This window comes from Dehalobacter sp. DCA, from assembly GCF_000305775.1.
Taxonomy (GTDB): Bacteria; Bacillota; Desulfitobacteriia; order Desulfitobacteriales; family Syntrophobotulaceae; genus Dehalobacter; species Dehalobacter alkaniphilus.
Window position 1 is genome coordinate 2,568,157 of sequence record NC_018866.1, and the last position, 19,291, is coordinate 2,587,447.

Here is a 19,291-nt window from a genome sequence, read left to right on the forward strand (position 1 = left end):
TTTTGATTTCAAATTCATTATTTTTGGTGGTGGGCCCACCTGGGATCGAACCAGGGACCAACCGGTTATGAGCCGGCCGCTCTACCGCTGAGCTATAGGCCCAAAAAATATGGCTCCCCGAGCTGGATTCGAACCAGCAACCTATCGGTTAACAGCCGATTGCTCTACCGTTGAGCTATCGAGGAAAGCCTGCGACGTTTATTATACGGAATTATTGCGCGATGGTCAAGCATGTTTTATCAATTTCATCTTGCGTTATCTGGATTTATCTCAACTTTTCTTAATCCTTTTTAGTCTTATTTATTGTCTTTAGTTAAGAAGAATTTTTTAAGAAAGTCCTGATTTTAGTCTAAATAATCCTTCAATTTTTTGCTGCGGCTTGGATGGCGGAGCTTGCGCAGCGCCTTGGCCTCGATCTGCCTGATTCTTTCTCTGGTTACGCCGAATTCCTGGCCGACTTCCTCCAAGGTCCTGGTGCGTCCGTCGTCGAGTCCGAAACGCAGTCTGAGGACTTTCTCTTCTCTCGGGGTGAGCGTCTCAAGGACCTCTTCAAGCTGTTCCTTGAGCAGGATGAATGACGCGGCTTCAGAGGGAGCCGGAGCATCCTCGTCGGGAATAAAATCTCCGAGGTGGGAATCTTCCTCTTCCCCGATCGGTGTTTCCAAAGAAACAGGTTCCTGAGCGATCTTCAAGATCTCCCGAACACGTTCTTCCGGTATCTCCATGACCTTGGCTGTTTCATCCGGGGTTGGATCGCGGCCCAGTTCCTGCAGGAGCTGTCTGTTGACCCGGATCAGTTTATTAATCGTTTCGACCATATGAACCGGTATGCGGATCGTTCTGGCCTGGTCGGCGATCGCGCGCGTGATGGCCTGTCTGATCCACCAGGTTGCATACGTACTGAATTTAAAGCCTTTGCGGTAATCAAATTTTTCCACAGCTTTAATCAGACCAAGATTGCCCTCTTGGATCAGGTCCAGGAAAAGCATGCCGCGGCCCACATAGCGCTTGGCAATACTGACCACCAGACGCAGGTTTGCTTCCGCCAGACGGCGCTTGGCCATTTCATCCCCGGCCTCCATCTTGAGAGCCAGTTCAATCTCATCTTCCGCTGTCAGCAAAGGAACCCGGCCGATCTCCTTCAGGTACATCCTGACGGGATCGTCGATCCCCACACCTTCAGGAATGGAAAGGTCAATGTCTGTTTCATTAGCGATCTCGTCGGCAAGATCTTTTGTTTCTTTGTCGATAACCACTTCGACGCTGTCGTCAACAACATCAATGCCGAGCCCGCTCAGCTGGTCATAGATCTCCTCAATCTGGTCCTCAGAAAGGTCGACCTTCTGCAAAGCATTGGCAATCTCATCATAGGTAAGATTACCCTTGGTTTTGCCCAGCTCAATTAAAGTCGAGACATTTTCCTTTTTCATTTCATCTACGGTCACGGAATTCTCCCCTTCCAGCGGATAATTCGCAACAAATTGTTTCTTATTATTTCTCGCCACGTTTCAACCGCTCTCCTATCTCCTGGAGCAGGGCAAGCGCCCCAGCCATATCTCCAGTTTTTTCCAATAAAATCATTTTGGCCTGCAAATCTTCGATCGTCTCTTTCTTCTTTGTCTCCTTAATCAAAGCAATGCAGTCCTTAAGGAGCATATCGGCTTTATCGAAATCGATGGACAATTCATATATTTCGGCAAGACGCCTTTGAACCTTCTCATACCAGCTATCATTATTGATAAGATTCAAACTGTTTTCCGGGAAATTCTCGAAGATATATCTATGTTCCTGCAGCCTCCAAAATTCCTTATCCAGGTTGTCAGCTACTTGATTTTTATAATTGGGATTCTCCAGGATGATTCTGAGAATGGTCTGTTCAGCCCGGAAAACTCCTAAATGGACATAAGATTCCTGAGAACTGTCAATGTCCGTCCCTTCTATAGTATTTCTTTTTTTTACAGAAATATCCTGTTGTTGCGAAAAAATTTCGGAATTGCCCCTGTTTTCTCTGGTTTTCTTCGTCAAGCTGTCGATCTCGTGCTGAACTGCTTCGAGCGTGAGACCGAGCTCCAGACTTAGATATCTTTCATATCCTTCTTTCTCAACTACGCTTGAAACTTTAAGGATATCGGGAGCAAGCTTTCTGATCAGCTCTGCTTTATCCGGTATGGTCCGCAGGGGGGTGTCCCGGATCAGCATTTTATATTTAAACTCGATGAAAGTGATGGTATTTTCGAGCTTCTTGCGGAATTCAGCGACGGTGTGCTTTTTCAGGAATTCATCGGGATCCTTGGCATCCTCAAACAGCAGCACCTGAATGTTCAGGCCTTCATCAAGAAGGATCTCACCAGCCCGCAGGGCTGCCTGAATCCCCGCCTTATCCGAGTCATAGCCGATTACGATCTTGCCTGAATATTTTTTAAGCAGCCTGGACTGATCCTTAGTCAGGGCGGTTCCGAGTGAGGCGACAGCATTTGTGAAGCCTGCTCTCTGCGCTGCGATTGTATCCATATACCCTTCAAGGAGCAAAGAATACCCTGCCTCCCTGATTCCCCGGGAAGCCAGATGAATGCCGTAAAGATTGCGTCCTTTATGAAAAAATTTTGTTTCCGGTGAATTCAGATATTTAGGTGTAGAATCATCGAGCACCCTTCCGCCAAAAGCAATCGGAGCCCCTTTGACATCGAGGATGGTATAAATCACTCTGTTGCGGAATCTGTCGTAATAACTGATTCCCTGCTCACTGGTTTCCCTACGGACAGCGAGCCCGAATTCAGCCAGTTCTTCCGGTGCGACTCCTTTGTCTGCAAGCTCCCTGATCAAACCATCCCACCTGTCCGGCGCAAACCCAAGACGGAAATCCTGGATGACTTCGGGGCCAATCCCTCTGTGTTCAAAGTAAGCCAGTCCATCCTGTCCTTCGGGACGATGCAGAAGCACGTCGTGGTAGTAGCCGGCAGCCCACTCATGAATCTCCCGCCAGCGGCTGCGCTGGGCTTCGTTCTTCCTTTCCTCCGAAGAAAGCTCTCTTTCCGGCAGCTCCATCCCATACTTCCCGGCTACCTTCTTCAAAGCTTCGATGAAGGCTAAGCCTTCTTTCTTCATCAGGAAAGAAAAAATATTTCCGCCGGTGTGGCAGCCAAAACAGTAGAACATCTGACGATCGGGATTTACATTGAAACTCGGCGTCTTTTCAGAATGAAACGGACAAAGCCCTTGATAGTTTTTGCCCGTACGTTTCAGCACCACATGTTCAGAGATAATTTCAACAATGTCAGCTTGGCGGCGTACTTCTTCGATAAAATCCTCAGATATTTTATGATCCATACCAGCACGCCCTTCATGGATTTACGTTTTTCTGACAAGCCTTTATCTTTTTCGATAAACTTTTTATTTTTCCTTCTTATTTTGAGACAATTTTTTGCACTTTTTGTTTAGTACCTTATCTCCCTGCTACTCTTTAGGAATAAAAAGATGTTTGAAGATGCTGATGGCATAGTTGTCTGTCAGACCCGCAACATAGTCAGTGATGGCTTGTTTCAGATCTCCCCCTGTCCATCTCAGATAATCTTCAGGCAGAATTTCCGGGTGATGCAGGTAGTAATCGAAAAGAATTCCCAAAATCAATCGGCTTTTGCTGCGTTCCTCCTGCAGTGAGCTACTGTAGTATACTCTCTCAAACATGAAGTCGCGGAATTCTTTCATGATTGCGGAGATTTCTGCGGACTGACAAATCGTGTCCTTGCCTTCGGAAGCCTGAATCATATCGAGGACCATGGTCGTGATCATTTCGCTGGTGCTGGAGCCGATCTCTTTTCTGATCGTGGCCGGAAGGTCGTTCACGGACAGAATCTCAGCGCGCAAAGCATCGTCAAAATCGTGGCAGAGATAGGCAATCCTGTCTCCAATCCTTACAATCTGCCCCTCCAATGTATTGGGCATCCCAGGACCAGTATGGTGTAGAATTCCGTCCAGAACCTGCTCCGTGAGGTTTAGGCCCTCGCCGTTTCCGGTAAGGACAGTGTAGATCCTGACCGATTGTTCATTGTGTTCAAAATGGCCGATCAGGGAGGCCAGCGTTTCTTCTCCGACGTGTCCAAAAGGTGTATGACCGACATCGTGACCCAGGGAAATTGCCTCAATCAGATCTTCGTTTAAGCTCAGCGCCCGGCCAATAGTCCGGCAGATCTGTGCGACTTCCAGGCTGTGCGTCATCCTGGTTCGATAGTGATCTCCGACAGGAGCAATATAGACCTGCGTTTTGTGTTTCAGACGGCGAAAAGGCTTGCTGTGCAAAATTCTGTCCCTGTCTCGTTGAAACCTGGTTCGAACGCTACATTCGACTTCTTCTCTCGCTCTCCTTGCTTCGGCACTTTTCGCTGCCAGAGGCGAGAGCCGCTGAAATTCATGTTCCTCCGTTCTTAACCTGATCGACTGGGACATCTACAACCACCTTCTTCACAAGAATCAAAAGGGATCAGACGCGAAAACAAAAGAAATAGCATCTGAGGCCACAATTCCGCCACTTTCTGGCGGAATAAGCTAAGACTTTGTACTTCGTCTTTTATTTTTCACAAAAATCCTTCAGACGTTCTTTCAATTCTTTAACTGTTTAATTCAACATTAAGTTTAAAAATCCTGCTTAAAGCATTAAATTGTATCATAAAATAAAATATTTACAAAATACTGTAAAAGTCATCTTTCACGTTAAATTGTCAGTTAACTGCGCCATGGGGCTGATTGCTTACCACATTACGTAAAGACATTATACTGACAAGACCTCTTAATATTCGGGTAGATAGGTCTGCGTATCACAATACAGCCTACAACTACAACCACCCAAACAAAAAAAATGACGCCTCAATGTTGTTGATGACGTCATTCCCATTGGTCTAGGTTTTGATATCGTGCAGTGCCGCTTAAGCGCGATTCTTTAATGCAGCCTGCGCAGCACCTAAGCGGGCAATCGGTACGCGGAAGGGCGAACAGGAGACATAGTCCAGGTTGATTTCCTGGCAGAATTCGATAGAGGAGGGATCTCCGCCGTGTTCGCCGCAGATTCCAATTTTGATGCCCGGATTTGCTTTACGTCCGAGATCGACGCAGATCTTCATGATCTTGCCGACGCCGTCCCGGTCTAAGACTGCAAATGGGTTATTGGCCAAGATATTTTGGTTCAAATAGTCGGGCAGGAATTTGCCTTCGGCGTCGTCACGGGAGAAGCCTAAAACAGTCTGGGTAAGGTCGTTGGTTCCAAACGAGAAGAACTCGGCAAACGGTGCAATTTCGTCTGCGGTAAGCGCCGCTCTCGGCACTTCGATCATCGTTCCGATTTGGTAGTTGATCTTGACGCCTTCGGTTTTAATGATTTCCTGAGCGATTTCCTCGGTTTGCTTGCGCAAAATTTCAAGTTCTTTATGATGAATGACGAGCGGGATCTTGACATGCGGACGCACGTCAACTCCTTCTTTCACGAGTCTAGCAGCAGCTTTAAAAATAGCTCTGGACTGCATCGCGTAGATTTCCGGATACGAGATTCCAAGACGGCAGCCGCGATGGCCGAGCATCGGATTCATCTCCTGGAGACCGCGGACTTTCTTTAGCAGAACCTCTTTAGCCTTGATTTCCTTTTGGACTTTTTCATCCTCCAGGTTGGCCGTGAGTTTTAATTCCTGAATCTCAAGAGCAAGTTCTTCGCCATTTGGCAGGAATTCATGGAGAGGCGGATCCAGCAGACGGATCGTCACCGGCAGTCCGTGCATGGCCTTCAAAATGCCGTAGAAATCGCCTTCCTGCATCGGCAGAAGTTCAACCAAGGCAGCTTCTCTTTCGGGGAGCGTCTGAGCCAGAATCATCTTCTGGACAATCGGGATACGGGCAGGATCCATAAACATGTGTTCCGTCCGGCAAAGTCCGATGCCCTGGGCGCCGAATTCTCTTGCTTTGGCGGCATCAGGCGGATTATCGGCATTGGCCATAACCTGAAGCTTTCTGATTCCATCGGACCACTCCAGAATTTTTTGGAATTCACCGCTTAAGTCAGGATCCTTCATCGGAACAGTTCCCCTGATGACCCTGCCTGTTGCGCCGTCGATCGTAATCTCGGTACCTTCGGGATAAGCATCATCGCCGATCATAAAGATCTTGTCGGCAAGGTTAATTTTCAAAGCATCACAACCACAGACTGCAGGTTTGCCCATATGTCTGGCTACAACAGCAGCGTGGCTGGTCATGCCTCCCCTACTGGTCAGAATCCCTTGGGCTGCAAGCATGCCGTGAATATCGTCCGGGGTGGTTTCCGTACCAACGAGGATGACTTTTTCTCCGGCCTGGCCAAGCTTTTCGGCTTCATCCGCACTGAAGATAATCTTGCCGGAAGCTGCTCCAGGTGAGGCAGGCAGTCCTGTCGCTACAACATCGAGCTTCGCGGCATCATCGATTCTGCGGTGCAGCAGTTTTTCCAGCTGATGCGGATCAATTCTCTCGACTGCTTCTTCTTTGGTGATGAGGCCTTCCTGACTAAGTTCAACAGCAATGCGGATTGCAGCAGAAATCGTACATTTTCCGTTACGGGTCTGGAGTATGTAGAGTCTGCCTTTCTCAATCGTGAACTCGATATCTTGCATATTTTTATAATGCGTTTCCAGGTTTTTGGCAATCTCACTGAACTGGCGGTAAATTTCAGGATTGTCATTTTGCAGGCTGTCAATCGAAAGCGGTGTACGGATGCCTGCAACGACGTCTTCACCCTGGGCATTCATCAAATATTCCCCATACAAGTGCTTTTCACCGGTTGACGGGTTCCGGGTAAAAGCCACGCCCGTACCGGAGTCATTACCCATGTTGCCGAATACCATCGACTGGACGTTGACGGCGGTGCCGTAGCTGTCCGGAATACCATTGGCTTTCCGGTACACGATCGCCCGGTGGTTGTTCCAGGATTTGAAAACGGCGGTGATCGCTTCCTTAAGCTGTTCATACGGATCATCAGGGAATGGTACGCCGGTCTCCTGCTTAACAAGCGCTTTAAACTTGACCACAAGTCCTTTCAGGCTTTCCGGAGAAAGCTCGGAATCGAACGTTACACCCTGCTTTTCTTTGACTTCTTCCAGGATATTCTCAAATTTGTGGCTGGCAATTCCAAGTACGACATCGCCAAACATCTGGATAAAGCGTCTGTAGCAGTCAAAAGCAAATCTCTCATTGCCTGTTGCCTTGCTGACGCCGCTGGCTGTTCCTTCGTTCAAACCGAGGTTCAGGATTGTATCCATCATCCCGGGCATGGAAACCCTCGCACCGGAACGGACCGAAACCAGAAGCGGATTTTCGGGATCGCCAAATTTCTTGCCGCTTGCTTTCTCAACATCCTGGATCGCGGGAAGGATCTGTTCCCATAATCCTCCGGGCAGCTGCTCGCCGCAGTCATAGTATTCGAGGCAGGCTTCCGTGGTAATCGTAAAGCCTTGCGGGACATTCAGTCCGATGTTGGTCATTTCAGCCAGGTTTGCTCCCTTGCCTCCAAGAAGGTTTTTCATGTCGGCACTGCCTTCACGAAACAAGTACACATATTTTTTGTCAACCATCTTTTCTCAACTCCCCGTTTATTGTTACTTTCTGCAGAATCACACTTGCGGTTTCTTCGACCGCTTTATTGGTGGTATCTATGATTACACAGCCAATCTTCTTCATAATCTGTTTGGCATAGTCGAGCTCTTCCATAATCCTGTTCAGATTGGCATAATCGGCAAATGCTCCAAGTCCCAGCGTTTTCAGCCGTTCACTGCGTATTTGGTTCAGTTTTTCCGGGCCTAAGATTAACCCGAAGACTTTATTTCGGGGAACTTCATACAGTTCCCGGGGCGGTGTCACTTCCGGCACCAGCGGGATATTCGCAGCCTTAATCCCTTTATGGGCAAGGTACATGCTTAGCGGTGTTTTTGAGGTCCGGGACACGCCTATTAGGACGACATCAGCATACAGCAGCCCTCGCGGGTCCTTGCCATCGTCATATTTAACTGCAAACTCCACAGCCTCTACCTTCCGGAAGTACTGTTCATCCAGTCGGTGCGTAACATTGGGTATATTTTTGGGATCAAGTCCGGTTTTATCAGCCAATGCCGAAATCAGTGGACTCAAAATATCGATGGTGATTAGATTTTTTTCCTTGGCCCGTCGTTCTATGTAGAGCCTCAAATTTGTCAGGACCAGCGTGTAAACGAGAATTGCCTGTTCCTCTACCGCTTCTTCCAGGATGTCATCGATATGCGTTTCATCCAGAACATAAGGCACCCGGCGAATTTTTGTCTTTATTCCGTTAAACTGTGCTGCTGCCGCTCTGCTGACAAACTCTGCCGTCTCTCCCAGCGCATCGGAAATTACATAAATTACCGGGATTTGATCGGTCACCAAAACACCCCCTCGCTTTCTCCTCTAAAACCACTTTGCGGTATTTGGAAATTTATCCTGGCCCAATTCTACAAACAGGCTGGTTACATTGGTCTTTGTAAATCTGCCAACTACCTCAAAACTTTCGCGACCTCCCTCATTGATATAGCTTTCGACGACCGGAAGCGTATCAATTTGGTGCTGTACCAGCTTTCTGGCGGCCTCGAGTACGGATTCATCGGACGCGGCCATGATAATATTCGGCATCCTGGTCATGATGACACTGATTGGCATCCCGTGCAGATCCATATTGCCAAGTGAAGCCTTCAGGATATCCTTGCGGGAAACCATCCCCTTAAGCTCACGTTCATCATTAATCACGATCAGACTGCCGACATTGTTGGTAAACATGGATACGACTGCATCGTAAATGGAGACGCTCTCCTTGACAGCAGCTGCAATCGATTTGAAATCACCGACTCTGAGCTGCCTGACCCTTTGGGCGATAGGTGAAGGTCCCGCATTTCCATTATAAAAATAGCCGACTCGGGGACGCGCCTCCAATACACCCGCCATGGTCAGAATTGTCAGATCAGGTCTTAAGGTCGCCCTGTTCAAATTCAGCTGACTGGCTATTTGTTCTCCCGTCATCGGGCTGGATTTTTTCACAAGTTCGAGGATCTTCTCCTGGCGCTCGGAAAGCTGCATTTTTCTCACCCTCCGGAAAATAGAAACTAAAGTTCAAATATCGTAGCACATTGACGATAATCCAATGATATAGTATGTCATATTTCTATATTATATAACATATTCGAAAAAAGGAAAGCCTTATCATTAAAAAGAAAAATAAAAAATACATTTAAGAAAATATCCAAAATACCTCCAGAAATAATCTAAATCAAGCATCAGAAGAATCAGACATACAGAGACATACAGAGAATCAATGTCATCCCTCTGAAAAATGAGGCGAACCTACGCTAGAAGTGTCAGGTCTCCGAGACAGCCCAGGGCTTCCACACAGCTCTTCAACAATCCCAGACGAGCATTTCTGAGCTTTTCATCTTCGACCATGATCATGACATCTTCAAACAGTTTTTCGATCAATGGTACGATCTCAGCAGCAAATGCGTAGGCTTTCCTGAAATCCGCATCGTTCACAGCCGTCCGAATCAGTGGAGCTTTTTCGTGCAGACATTCGGCGAGCGCCAGCTCCGAGCTTACTTGTAAATCGGAAACCTGCCATGCAGCGGCAGCTGCTTTCTTGCAGAGGTTCACGCAACGGACATAGGCGTTGCTGTAGGAGACAAAGTCAGCTTCATCCCTGACTTGGGCGAGTACTACGGCCTTTTTCATCAGATGAGCAGGCTTTTCTGTTCCGTGGGCCATGACAGCATCAATCGTATCGTAGCGCAGTCCAGATTCCTGGAGCAGGTAGCGGACCCTTTGGACGAAGAAGTCCAGAAGGGCCGGTCTGATCTTCTCCAACGATTCCAACGTAATTCCCTGTGTGCTGAAGATGCTGTAGGACTCTTCGATTAGCCGCAGAAGAGACAGGTCCAGTTCATCTTGAACCATCAGGCCGACGATTCCAAGCGCCTGACGCCTTAGTGCATACGGGTCCTGCGAACCAGTCGGCTGGATGCCGATCCCGAAAGAACCGACGATCGCATCAAGTTTATCAGCGAGACTGACCACTTTCCCGGTTACAGAGGAAGGGAACGCATCTCCGGCATGACGCGGCCGGTAATGTTCAAGGATTCCGGCACACACCGCCGGGTCTTCACCATTGCTTCCGGCATAGTACGCACCCATGATTCCCTGGAGTTCAGGGAAATCGTAAACCATGTGCGACACAAGGTCTGCTTTGGCCAGATAGGCCGTCCGGTCGACCTGTGCTGTTTCTTTTATATCCAGACCCATTTCGTTCGCAATCGCGACGGCCAGTTTCTGAAGACGGGCGACCCTTTGTCCGACAGTACCAAGTTTCTCGTGATACACAACCCTGCCCAGTTTCGGAATCAGGGTATGCAGCGGACTTTTCAGATCTTCCCGGTAATAGAAAGCAGCATCTTCCAGACGGGCTTTGAGCACTTTCTTATTGCCCTCTTTCACGATATCGAGCGAGGTTCTATCACCATTCCGTACCGTAATGAAGTATGGCAGCAATTTGCCGTCTTCCGTCCTGACCGGAAAATAACGCTGATGTTCCTTCATCGGCGTGGTGATGACTTCTCCCGGCAGGACCATATATTTGACATCGACTTCGCCCAGAAGAGCGGTCGGATATTCCACCAGATGGCAGATCTCAGTCAGCAGGTTCTCGTCCTGGTCGACTTTGCCGCCGACCTTAGCGGCCAACAATTGGATCTGGCTCCAGATATTCTGTTTTCTTTTCTCCTGGTCAGCCAGCACAAAAACCGATTCCAGCGCATTCAGATATTCAGCCGGCTGAACGATCCGGATATAGCTGCCAAGCGTACGGTGTCCACGTGAGGTTCTTCCGGCCTGAATTCCGGCATAGCTGAAAGGGATTACCTCGTCGCCAAACAAGGAGATAAGCCAGCGGATCGGGCGTGCAAAACGGATCTCATAATCTCCCCAGCGCATCGGTTTCGGGAAGTTGAGGCTCGTAACAAGATTCAGCGAGACCTGTGACAGCAGCTTTTCGGTTTCTTCGCCTTTTTGGTATTTTACAGCATACACATAGGGCACGCCATTGATTTCTTTCAGAAAAAAGTCTTCGGTCTTGACGCCCTGTCCGCGCGCAAATCCTTCAGCAGCTTTGGTCGGTTTGCCTTCAGCATCAAACGCTGCCTTCTGGGCAGGTCCTTTGACTTCCTCACTGATATCCTGCTGTTTCTCAGCCAGAGCTTCTACATAGAGCGCCAGACGCCTCGGTGTCACATAGCACTGCAGATTCTTATACGCTAAACGCAGTTCCGCCAGCATTTTTCGGGCATTGTTCTCCAGTTGGGCCACAGCACCTGGTGCAAATTTGGCGGGCATTTCTTCCATGCCAATTTCCAGTAAAAAGTCCTTGCTCATTTTTATTCCCCCCTTTTTTTCAGTAAAGGAAACCCGAGTGTTTCCCTCTGGGTGACATAGGCCTGGGCACACAGACGGGCCAGGTGTCTTACTCTGGCAATGTACCCGGTTCTTTCCGTCACACTGATCGCCCCCCGGGCTTCCAGAAGGTTAAACGCGTGAGAGCATTTCAGTACATAATCGTAGGCCGGCACGACCAGGCCTGCCTGGACGGTCCGCTCTGATTCCTTCTCGTACATATCAAACCACTGCCGCAGCGCATCGATGTCAGCCACTTCAAAGTTGTAGCGTGAAAAATCAATTTCATTCTGCAGATAAATATCACCGTAGCTAATGTCTCCGACCCACTCAATATCAAAGACGCTGTCCTTGCCCTGAATAAAGGTCGCCAGCCTTTCTATCCCATACGTAATTTCTGCGCAGACGGGTTTGCAGTCAATGCCGCCGCACTGCTGAAAGTAGGTGAACTGCGTGACTTCCATGCCGTCCAGCCAGACTTCCCAACCAAGGCCCCAGGCCCCCAGTGTAGGGGACTCCCAGTTGTCTTCCACAAACCGGATATCATGGTCGGCCGGATTAATTCCGAGTCGCTCCAGGCTTTCCAGATAAAGCTCCTGGACATTATCCGGCGAAGGCTTCAGAATGACCTGGTATTGAAAATAGTGCTGCAGACGGTTCGGGTTTTCACCGTATCTGCCGTCGGTCGGACGCCTGGACGGCTCCACATAAGCCACATTCCAGGGTTCCGGTCCCAGCGCCCGTAAAAAAGTGGCCGGGTTCATCGTTCCTGCGCCTTTTTCAATATCGTAGGGCTGAGCAATAATACATCCCTGCTCTCCCCAAAACTGGTTAAGAGCCAGAATAAGATCTTGAAATTTCATATGATTTCCTCCGTTCAAATATAGAAAACTTGTCTGGCGCCAAGCCTTTGGCGGCAGACTTAGCTGCACTTAGATATCAGAAAGTATTATACTTTCCGATATACAAATAAAAACCCCCATCCATACAGCAAATAATTGCTGCAGGGACGAGAGTATTTCCCGCGGTTCCACCCTGCTTGGTTCCAATATACTTACGTAACTTTGTCACGTAACTTGGAATCCTCTTTGAACCTGATCCGCTCCAGACTGCCCAACCTGTTTTCACCTGTCCGGCTCTCACCCTCCCGGACTCTCTTAGCGGCTATTGCAGGCATCTTTTCCATCTATGCGGACAAAATATTTTCATAAAAAGGAAGCTGCTTATATGCAGTATACCTTTATCTGAAATATTATATGCCAATAAAGCTTCACTGTCAATTCTTCCAGAACTCACTTGTTCCAGAACTCACTGCCTTGTCTCCAGGCCAGGAGTTTGCGTTCAAATTTCTGTTCACAGTAATGGCAAAGACTTTCGAGGATTTCCTGCCGCATTTTTTTGTTCCAGCGCAGTCGATCAATCTTCACGAGATCGGCCTGGTACAGCTGGCGCATCAGGGCCAGGCTTCCCGGATTCAGCGCTTTGACAATCCGGTTGTTTTTACAGGCTGCGCAAAGAAAACCTCCGGCCTCCGCACTCAAATAGACCTGTTCGCCGGAAAGGTCTCTGCCGCATTCGGTACAACCCTCCATCGACGGCAGATAACCCTGCAGGTGCATGAGCCTAAGCGCATAAGCGGCCTGAGCCATATACGGGTCAAGATGTTTGAGCAAAAAAAGAAAGCTTAAGGTAAGGGTGAACAGTTCCGGATCAGGCTGTTCCCTGACAGTAGAAATATCCAGCAGCTCGACCATTGCCGACGCGGTGATCGTCCGGTCAAAATCGTCCCAGAGATGGATGAAGTTTTCCCGGGGCTGAGCCTGATTCACCGTATCCAGTGTTTTCCCCCTGTACAGCAAAAAATCGGCATACGTAAAAAGCTGCGTCCCGCCCCTCTGGGTGCTTTTGGGTTTCCGAACCCCCTTGGCCACAGCCTCCAGCTTTCCTTTTTCCCTTGAAAAAAGCGTGATAAGCCTGTCCGACTCACCATACTCCCTGCTGCGGATCACAATTGCATCCGCCTGATAGACCGCCATATCCCAACATCATCCCCGGTCGTGTCTTTATTCCCTATTATATCTTCAATAGATGCTATCTATTTGGATAGCATTCCTATTTATGTAATTTCTATTGACTAAACAGTTAATACATCTAAGAACTAAATACTACTGGATTATTACGATCCCGGAACTGGTTCCGAGTCTGTCGGCACCTGCTTTGATCAGTTCCAAGGCAAACTCTTTCGTCTTGATTCCGCCGGATGCTTTGACTTTAACACCAGGGCCTGTCCAGTTTTTCAGGTTCTTGACGTCTTCAACTGTTGCGCCACCAAAATAACCGGTCGATGTTTTGATATAGTCTGCTCCGGCTTCCCGGACAATTTCAGCCGCCTTCTGCTTTTCGTCCTCGTTCAAAAGCCCGGTTTCAATAATCATTTTTATTTTTAGACCGCAGCCCTGTGCCGTCTGAACCATCAAATTCACGTCACGCTGCACGGCCTTCCAATCGCCGGATTTGGCTTTGCCGATGCACATCACGGCATCGACTTCCCGCGCACCATGGGCTTTCGCTGCCAGAATCTCCTGCATCTTTATTTCGGTAAACGCAGCTCCAAGTGGAAAACCTATGACCGTGCACGGTATGACACTCGTTCCGTGCAGCAGGCGTGCGGCGGTACAGATATACACGGGATTTACACAAACGGAAGCAAAACCGTGTTTGACAGCCTCATGACAAAGACCGACGATATCCTTCTCCGTCGCTTCAGATTTCAGAAGCGTATGGTCAATTCTTCCGGCAATTTTCATAAGTCTACCTTCCCTTCAGCGTTCTTTTATACTTTCCCGTATCGCTAATATTCTAAGATACCCTATTTTTTTAATAACCCTAATGTACCCCGCGACATTTATTCTTTCAGGTCCTTCAGATTATATCCCAGATCCCTGAGCTGGTTATTCTGGTTGCGCCAGTCCTTCTTGACTTTGACCCAAAGTTCAAGGAATACCTTGCTGCCCAGCAGCGTTTCAATTTCTTCCCGGGCGAGCCTTCCGACTTCTTTTAAGACATTTCCTTCCTTGCCAATCACAATTCCTTTCTGGGAATCACGTTCGACGAGGATCACAGCCTCTATCTTAATCAGGGATTTTTTCTCTTCCATCTTATCGACCACGACAGCGACCGAGTGCGGAACTTCTTCTCTGGTCAGGTTCATCAGCTTTTCTCTGATCAGCTCTGCAACGACAAACTTCTCCGGCTGGTCAATGACGACATCATCCGGAAAGTACATTGGGCCAGGCAGAAGTGCTTCAAAAATCAGATCCATTAACTTCGTGGTATTCTCGGACTGTAAAGCTGAAATTGGAACGATTTCTTTAAAATCTGCTATTTTGGCAAAGTCGGCTATTTTCTCCAGCAGCTGATCCTTGGAAATCAGGTCAATTTTATTTAAGGCCAGAATGCATGGAACTCCGCTGTCCTTAATGACCTGAAGCACGTATTCATCCCCCGATCCAAACGGTACAGAGACATCGACGACGCATATCGCAAAATCGACGCCCTGCAAAGTGCTTTTGGCGGCCGCGACCATGTATTCACCCAGACGGTGCTTCGGTTTATGAATACCGGGCGTGTCAAAAAAGATGATCTGCCCGCGTTCTTCGGTAAGGATACACCGGATTCTGTTTCTGGTTGCCTGCGGCTTGTCGGATATAATCAGCACTTTCTGGCCCAAAAGCGTATTCAGCAAGGTCGACTTCCCGGCATTGGGCCGTCCGATCACCGCAACAAAACCCGATCGAAAACCTTTTTTCTCTTGTTTGTTCAAATGCTTTACCTTCCTTATATCATGAAGTCTCGTATCATAAATAAAATTGTGTATTTAAAATGCTTATTTTAAAAACTCCGGACCAAACGAATCAGGGAGAAGATCGTTCAAACTGATTTGCCTGATTTCTCCGCCGCCATTGCTGAGCAAAACAAGGCAATCCGTTGCGAACTCCCGGATCACCTGTCGGCAGGCCCCGCATGGGGATGGCATTTCCTCGCGTGGAACTGTGACAGCAACCGCTTTGATCCGCCTTTCCCCCAAACCGATCCCATGGAACACAGCATTGCGTTCCGCACAAACAGTCAGTCCGTAAGAGGCATTTTCGACATTAACACCGGAAGTGATCCTCCCGGATTCCCAGAGAACGGCGGCTCCAACCTTGTAGCAAGAGTAAGGGGCATAAGCATCTTCACAAGCCTGATGCGCCTGGCGAATCAGCTCCGCAGTCTGGTTGATATCTATAGACTGATCATTCCTCATCCACATCCGCCCCCTTAGATTAGAGAAATCTAACGACATGCAAACTATTCTTATCAGAGGTATCTTGTAATCAGTCTGTGGGCCACAGTTCCGCCGTGAGCGGAGCACGATGCGGAGCGCGGCTTTTTGACGGCCACGGATGGCCTAATGTCGCGGTGCCATGGAGGGCAAGGAGCGACAAGTCAAGGAAGACGCAACGGCCGAAAGGCGGTATTGTTGCCCACAGACCTACCCTAAAAAATATAAGATCCGAATATAATGATTCCGATAATCACGGCCTGTATGGCGGCAACCAGTACGGCACCGGAAGCAACATCCTTGCCGAGGCCGGCAAGGGGATGGTACCCGGGTTCAGCCAAATCAATCGCGCTTTCCAGCGCGGTATTGAACAATTCCGCCACCAGAACGCTGCCAATGGCATAAATAATAAATAGCCAGTGAATGCCTGAAAGACGAAAGTAAGCGCCGGCCAGAACAACAACCGCAGCGACAAAAAAATGAAATCTGAGGTGTTTTTCTGTTCTCAGCGAGTAAGCAATCCCTTGCAAAGACCGTCTGCAGCTGCCGATAAAACCAGCAGGCTTATGGATATCCGGCATTATTCTTCCCCCTTGTCAGCGCAGCAGGCTCAGCTGATCCATAACCTGTTCCTCCAGACGCCTCATGACACTGGAATCCTCCTCACTGCCATGATCGTACCCCAGAAGGTGCAGTGTTCCGTGCACTGCCAGGTAAACAATCTCTCTGGCAAAGGAATGCCCATACGCAATGGCCTGAGAACGAGCTCTTTCGACAGAAATCACGATATCACCGAGAGTCGTATCGCAGTAGCTCAAATCATCGTCATCCTCTTCGTACTCCTCAAAATTATCTTCTTCGTATTCGTCAAGATCTTTATCATCTTCTTCGTCGATAATTTCTTCGAGAGAATACTCAAGCCGTTCTTTCTTATCTTTGTCCGACTGAGGATTAAAATAAATCTCCGGCTCCCCTTCCCCCTTTTCCCGAAGGGCAAAAGACAGGACGTCCGTAGGGCTGTCAATTCCGCGGTACGTCTTATTCAGGAGATGAATGGATTCATCATTGGTCAGGACAAGTCCGATCTCAGCGTCATCCTGGCCGCCTCCCTCAAGAAGCGCTTTCTGAATGCCCGCACGAAGCAATTTTGCTATTTTATTTTGTTCATCTTCTGCAACAGAATCCTCTTCCCAACTGATATCTAGTTCCATTTCTCAGAAAAGACCTGCCTTTAAAGAGCAAGTCTTTTTCTCCCCCCTATCCGTGAGAATTATTTTTTTCAGACGGCGAACCAGGCTCGCTGTCCTGCTTAGTCGGAGACTCATTCTCTTTTTGCGTTTTGGGTTCCTCCTGTTTCTGACCAGTGCCCGCTTCCTCTGCCACTTTGGTCTTGGCTGACGGCAATTCAGGGTACTCGATCCTGGAATGGAATATTCCGCTTAGAACCTTAACAAATGCTATAGATATCTTATCCAGGTCCTTAAAGGTTAAGTCACATTGGTCAAGCAGGCCCTCATCAAATTTCTCCTTGATAATCTTACGCACCAATCCTTCAATTTTTCCCGGCGAACTGTCCTTCTGGGAACGAACGGCTGCTTCAACATTATCCGCCAGAAGAACCAGCGCCGCCTCTTTAGACTGGGGACGCTGCCCGTCATACCTGAAAGCTTCTTCCGAAATATCCGGATTCTCTTCGAGTGCTTTATGGTAAAAGAACGATGCCGTGCTGTCCCCGTGGTGCTGCGCAATAATATCCTGAATATTGGATGGAAGCTTATGCTCTTTGGCCATTTCTAGTCCGTCTTTGATATGGGAAATGATAATTAGGGAACTAAGCGTCGGGGCAATCTTTTCGTGGGGATTATCCTTGGAAAACTGGTTTTCTATAAAGAAATACGGTCTCTTCAGCTTGCCGATATCATGATAGAGCGCGCCGACTCTAACCAGCACAGGATCAGCTTTAATTTCTTCAGCGGCAGTTTCGGCCAGATTTCCGACCAGGACGCTGTGATGGTAAGTCCCTGGCGCTTCGATCAATAAGCTTTTCAACAGCGGCGCATTCGGGTTGGATAATTCCAACAGCCTTACAGCCGATGTAATGTTAAAGCCTTGTTCCAGCCAAGGCAAAACACCCATGGTAAGAACAGACGTCAGAAATCCGTTGGCAACGCTCAGCATGCATCCGATCAGCCAATCGGTCGGACTAATCTGAAGGATCAAGGCAACACCGCTTACAAGGGCAATGTTTACCAAAGCCACAAACAATCCTGCCCTGGCCAGCTCAGAACGGCGGTCCAGTTTAGCAACACCCTGTATGCCGACGATGCCGCTAAGCAAAGAAAATAAGGCTGCCAGCGAACCTGCTGCTCCCATATTCCCTGGATCTGCCATCATCCCGGTGAAAATAGCCAGAATGACGCCTACCAGAACTGCGATCTTAACGCCAAGCAGGAGTGTAACCGTCATCGTAACCCAGGCCGCAGGTATCAGGATAGCCGTCAAAGTGTTTAAATCATTGTCCCCAAGACTGATCGCCATAAAGGCTTTACCCATGGCCAGCGCAACAATCATCAGAAGTCCGATCAGCACCATCCTTTGCCAGTGGGTAAACGTGTCGGGGCTGAACTGGTAGGCGAACAAAATCAAAATAATCATCGAAACCAGGACAATAATTGCAATACCGGAAGCCGGCTTCCATGGAGATTCTACTTTGATCAATCCGTACGCCTGCAGGGCCTGATAAATCTGATCATCAACAATTTCCCCCGGTCCTATAATTTTTTCATTTTCTCGATAGGTCCGGATGGATGGTTTAACCTTAGAAATGGCAATATCCTGCATTTTCTTTGTCGCTTCTTCATCGATGGTCAGTGTCGGTTTGATCACACACTGTTCAATAAATTTATTTATAAGTTCTTTCACAGGTTCAGTTACGTTGGATTGATTGATCTGTTCACTCATTCGGTCCCGTAAAAGTGATACTTCTGCCTGAGATCTCGCTCCGGTCTCGGCATCGCTTGCTATCCCAAGGATGACAACTGAACTAGTTCCGGAGGCAGATACAATCTCGTGATCAGACAAATTCAGCAGCGCTTCAAGCGTGCTGTTCGATAATTCGCTATAAGGGACTTTCTTGCGGAGCTCGTCCATTTTTTCTGTAAGACTGTCCTTAGAATCTTTCTGATCCGCCAGAATCTCAAATGTCCGATCCAAATCTTTTGACAAGTTGGAGATTTGATCGTCATCGGCCATATAAACAGGTCCGACTGCATTTGCCGCTGCTTCCTGTTCTTCCTGGAACTTGGCGAGATCTGTCACTTTCTTTTCATAAGGTGCCGTGATCAATTCCGGACTGGGCTCACCGGATTCAATATTTAATTTAGACTGAAAAAGATCCGAGGCCAATATCGCGGTTAAAAGAATAAAGAACAGCACAAATAATGCTATCTGGTATTTTGTCATAGCATTCTTGGTCTTTTTAGGCAAAAGCATTGTTTTCAATTTTTTATTCAAGTCCCA

15 protein-coding genes and 2 tRNA genes are annotated in these 19,291 nt (G+C 48.2%); all 17 read right to left on the reverse strand.

Annotated features, from left to right (window positions below; translation table 11 throughout):
* Positions 1-27 precede the first annotated feature (27 nt).
* A tRNA-Ile gene (locus tag DHBDCA_RS12405) sits at positions 28-102 on the reverse strand.
* Positions 103-110: 8 nt separating this feature from the next.
* A tRNA-Asn gene (locus tag DHBDCA_RS12410) sits at positions 111-185 on the reverse strand.
* A 159-nt stretch (positions 186-344) separates the two neighbouring features.
* Positions 345-1,430, reverse strand: a complete 1,086-nt coding sequence (gene rpoD, locus DHBDCA_RS12415) for an RNA polymerase sigma factor RpoD (RefSeq protein ID WP_199269253.1) — start codon at positions 1,428-1,430, stop codon at positions 345-347.
* A gap of 61 nt (positions 1,431-1,491) precedes the next feature.
* Complete coding sequence (gene dnaG / locus DHBDCA_RS12420; protein WP_015044572.1) at positions 1,492-3,327, reverse strand: DNA primase; 1,836 nt, start codon at positions 3,325-3,327, stop codon at positions 1,492-1,494.
* A gap of 126 nt (positions 3,328-3,453) precedes the next feature.
* Complete coding sequence (locus tag DHBDCA_RS12425) at positions 3,454-4,443, reverse strand: deoxyguanosinetriphosphate triphosphohydrolase (RefSeq protein ID WP_015044573.1); 990 nt, start codon at positions 4,441-4,443, stop codon at positions 3,454-3,456.
* A gap of 476 nt (positions 4,444-4,919) precedes the next feature.
* Positions 4,920-7,583: a pyruvate, phosphate dikinase gene (ppdK, locus tag DHBDCA_RS12430; protein WP_015044574.1), complete on the reverse strand. Its 2,664-nt coding sequence runs from the start codon at positions 7,581-7,583 to the stop codon at positions 4,920-4,922.
* The gene (locus tag DHBDCA_RS12435; RefSeq protein ID WP_015044575.1) at positions 7,576-8,406 is read right to left on the reverse strand and encodes a pyruvate, water dikinase regulatory protein; all 831 of its coding nucleotides are present in this window, start codon (positions 8,404-8,406) and stop codon (positions 7,576-7,578) included. The genes ppdK and DHBDCA_RS12435 overlap by 8 nt, the downstream gene beginning before the upstream one ends.
* Positions 8,407-8,430: 24 nt before the next feature.
* On the reverse strand, positions 8,431-9,093 hold the full coding sequence (locus DHBDCA_RS12440; protein WP_015044576.1) for a helix-turn-helix transcriptional regulator: 663 nt from the start codon (positions 9,091-9,093) through the stop codon (positions 8,431-8,433).
* Between the two features lie 264 nt (positions 9,094-9,357).
* Positions 9,358-11,430 carry a glycine--tRNA ligase subunit beta gene (glyS, locus tag DHBDCA_RS12445; RefSeq protein ID WP_015044577.1) on the reverse strand — a complete coding sequence of 691 codons (2,073 nt, stop codon included), beginning with the start codon at positions 11,428-11,430 and terminating at the stop codon, positions 9,358-9,360.
* A 2-nt stretch (positions 11,431-11,432) separates the two neighbouring features.
* Positions 11,433-12,311, reverse strand: a complete 879-nt coding sequence (glyQ, locus tag DHBDCA_RS12450; protein ID WP_015044578.1) for a glycine--tRNA ligase subunit alpha — start codon at positions 12,309-12,311, stop codon at positions 11,433-11,435.
* Between the two features lie 429 nt (positions 12,312-12,740).
* The gene (recO, locus tag DHBDCA_RS12460; protein ID WP_015044580.1) at positions 12,741-13,484 is read right to left on the reverse strand and encodes a DNA repair protein RecO; all 744 of its coding nucleotides are present in this window, start codon (positions 13,482-13,484) and stop codon (positions 12,741-12,743) included.
* Positions 13,485-13,613: 129 nt separating this feature from the next.
* Complete coding sequence (gene deoC / locus DHBDCA_RS12465) at positions 13,614-14,255, reverse strand: deoxyribose-phosphate aldolase (protein WP_015044581.1); 642 nt, start codon at positions 14,253-14,255, stop codon at positions 13,614-13,616.
* A 98-nt stretch (positions 14,256-14,353) separates the two neighbouring features.
* Positions 14,354-15,271 (reverse strand): GTPase Era, encoded by a 918-nt coding sequence (gene era, locus DHBDCA_RS12470; protein WP_015044582.1) that lies wholly within the window; start codon positions 15,269-15,271, stop codon positions 14,354-14,356.
* Between the two features lie 63 nt (positions 15,272-15,334).
* Positions 15,335-15,754 carry a cytidine deaminase gene (gene cdd / locus DHBDCA_RS12475; RefSeq protein WP_015044583.1) on the reverse strand — a complete coding sequence of 140 codons (420 nt, stop codon included), beginning with the start codon at positions 15,752-15,754 and terminating at the stop codon, positions 15,335-15,337.
* Positions 15,755-15,987: 233 nt separating this feature from the next.
* Positions 15,988-16,353, reverse strand: a complete 366-nt coding sequence (locus DHBDCA_RS12480) for a diacylglycerol kinase family protein (protein ID WP_015044584.1) — start codon at positions 16,351-16,353, stop codon at positions 15,988-15,990.
* Positions 16,354-16,368: 15 nt separating this feature from the next.
* On the reverse strand, positions 16,369-16,983 hold the full coding sequence (ybeY, locus tag DHBDCA_RS12485; RefSeq protein WP_015044585.1) for an rRNA maturation RNase YbeY: 615 nt from the start codon (positions 16,981-16,983) through the stop codon (positions 16,369-16,371).
* A gap of 46 nt (positions 16,984-17,029) precedes the next feature.
* On the reverse strand, positions 17,030-19,285 hold the full coding sequence (locus DHBDCA_RS12490) for an HD family phosphohydrolase (protein ID WP_015044586.1): 2,256 nt from the start codon (positions 19,283-19,285) through the stop codon (positions 17,030-17,032).
* Positions 19,286-19,291: the final 6 nt, after the last annotated feature.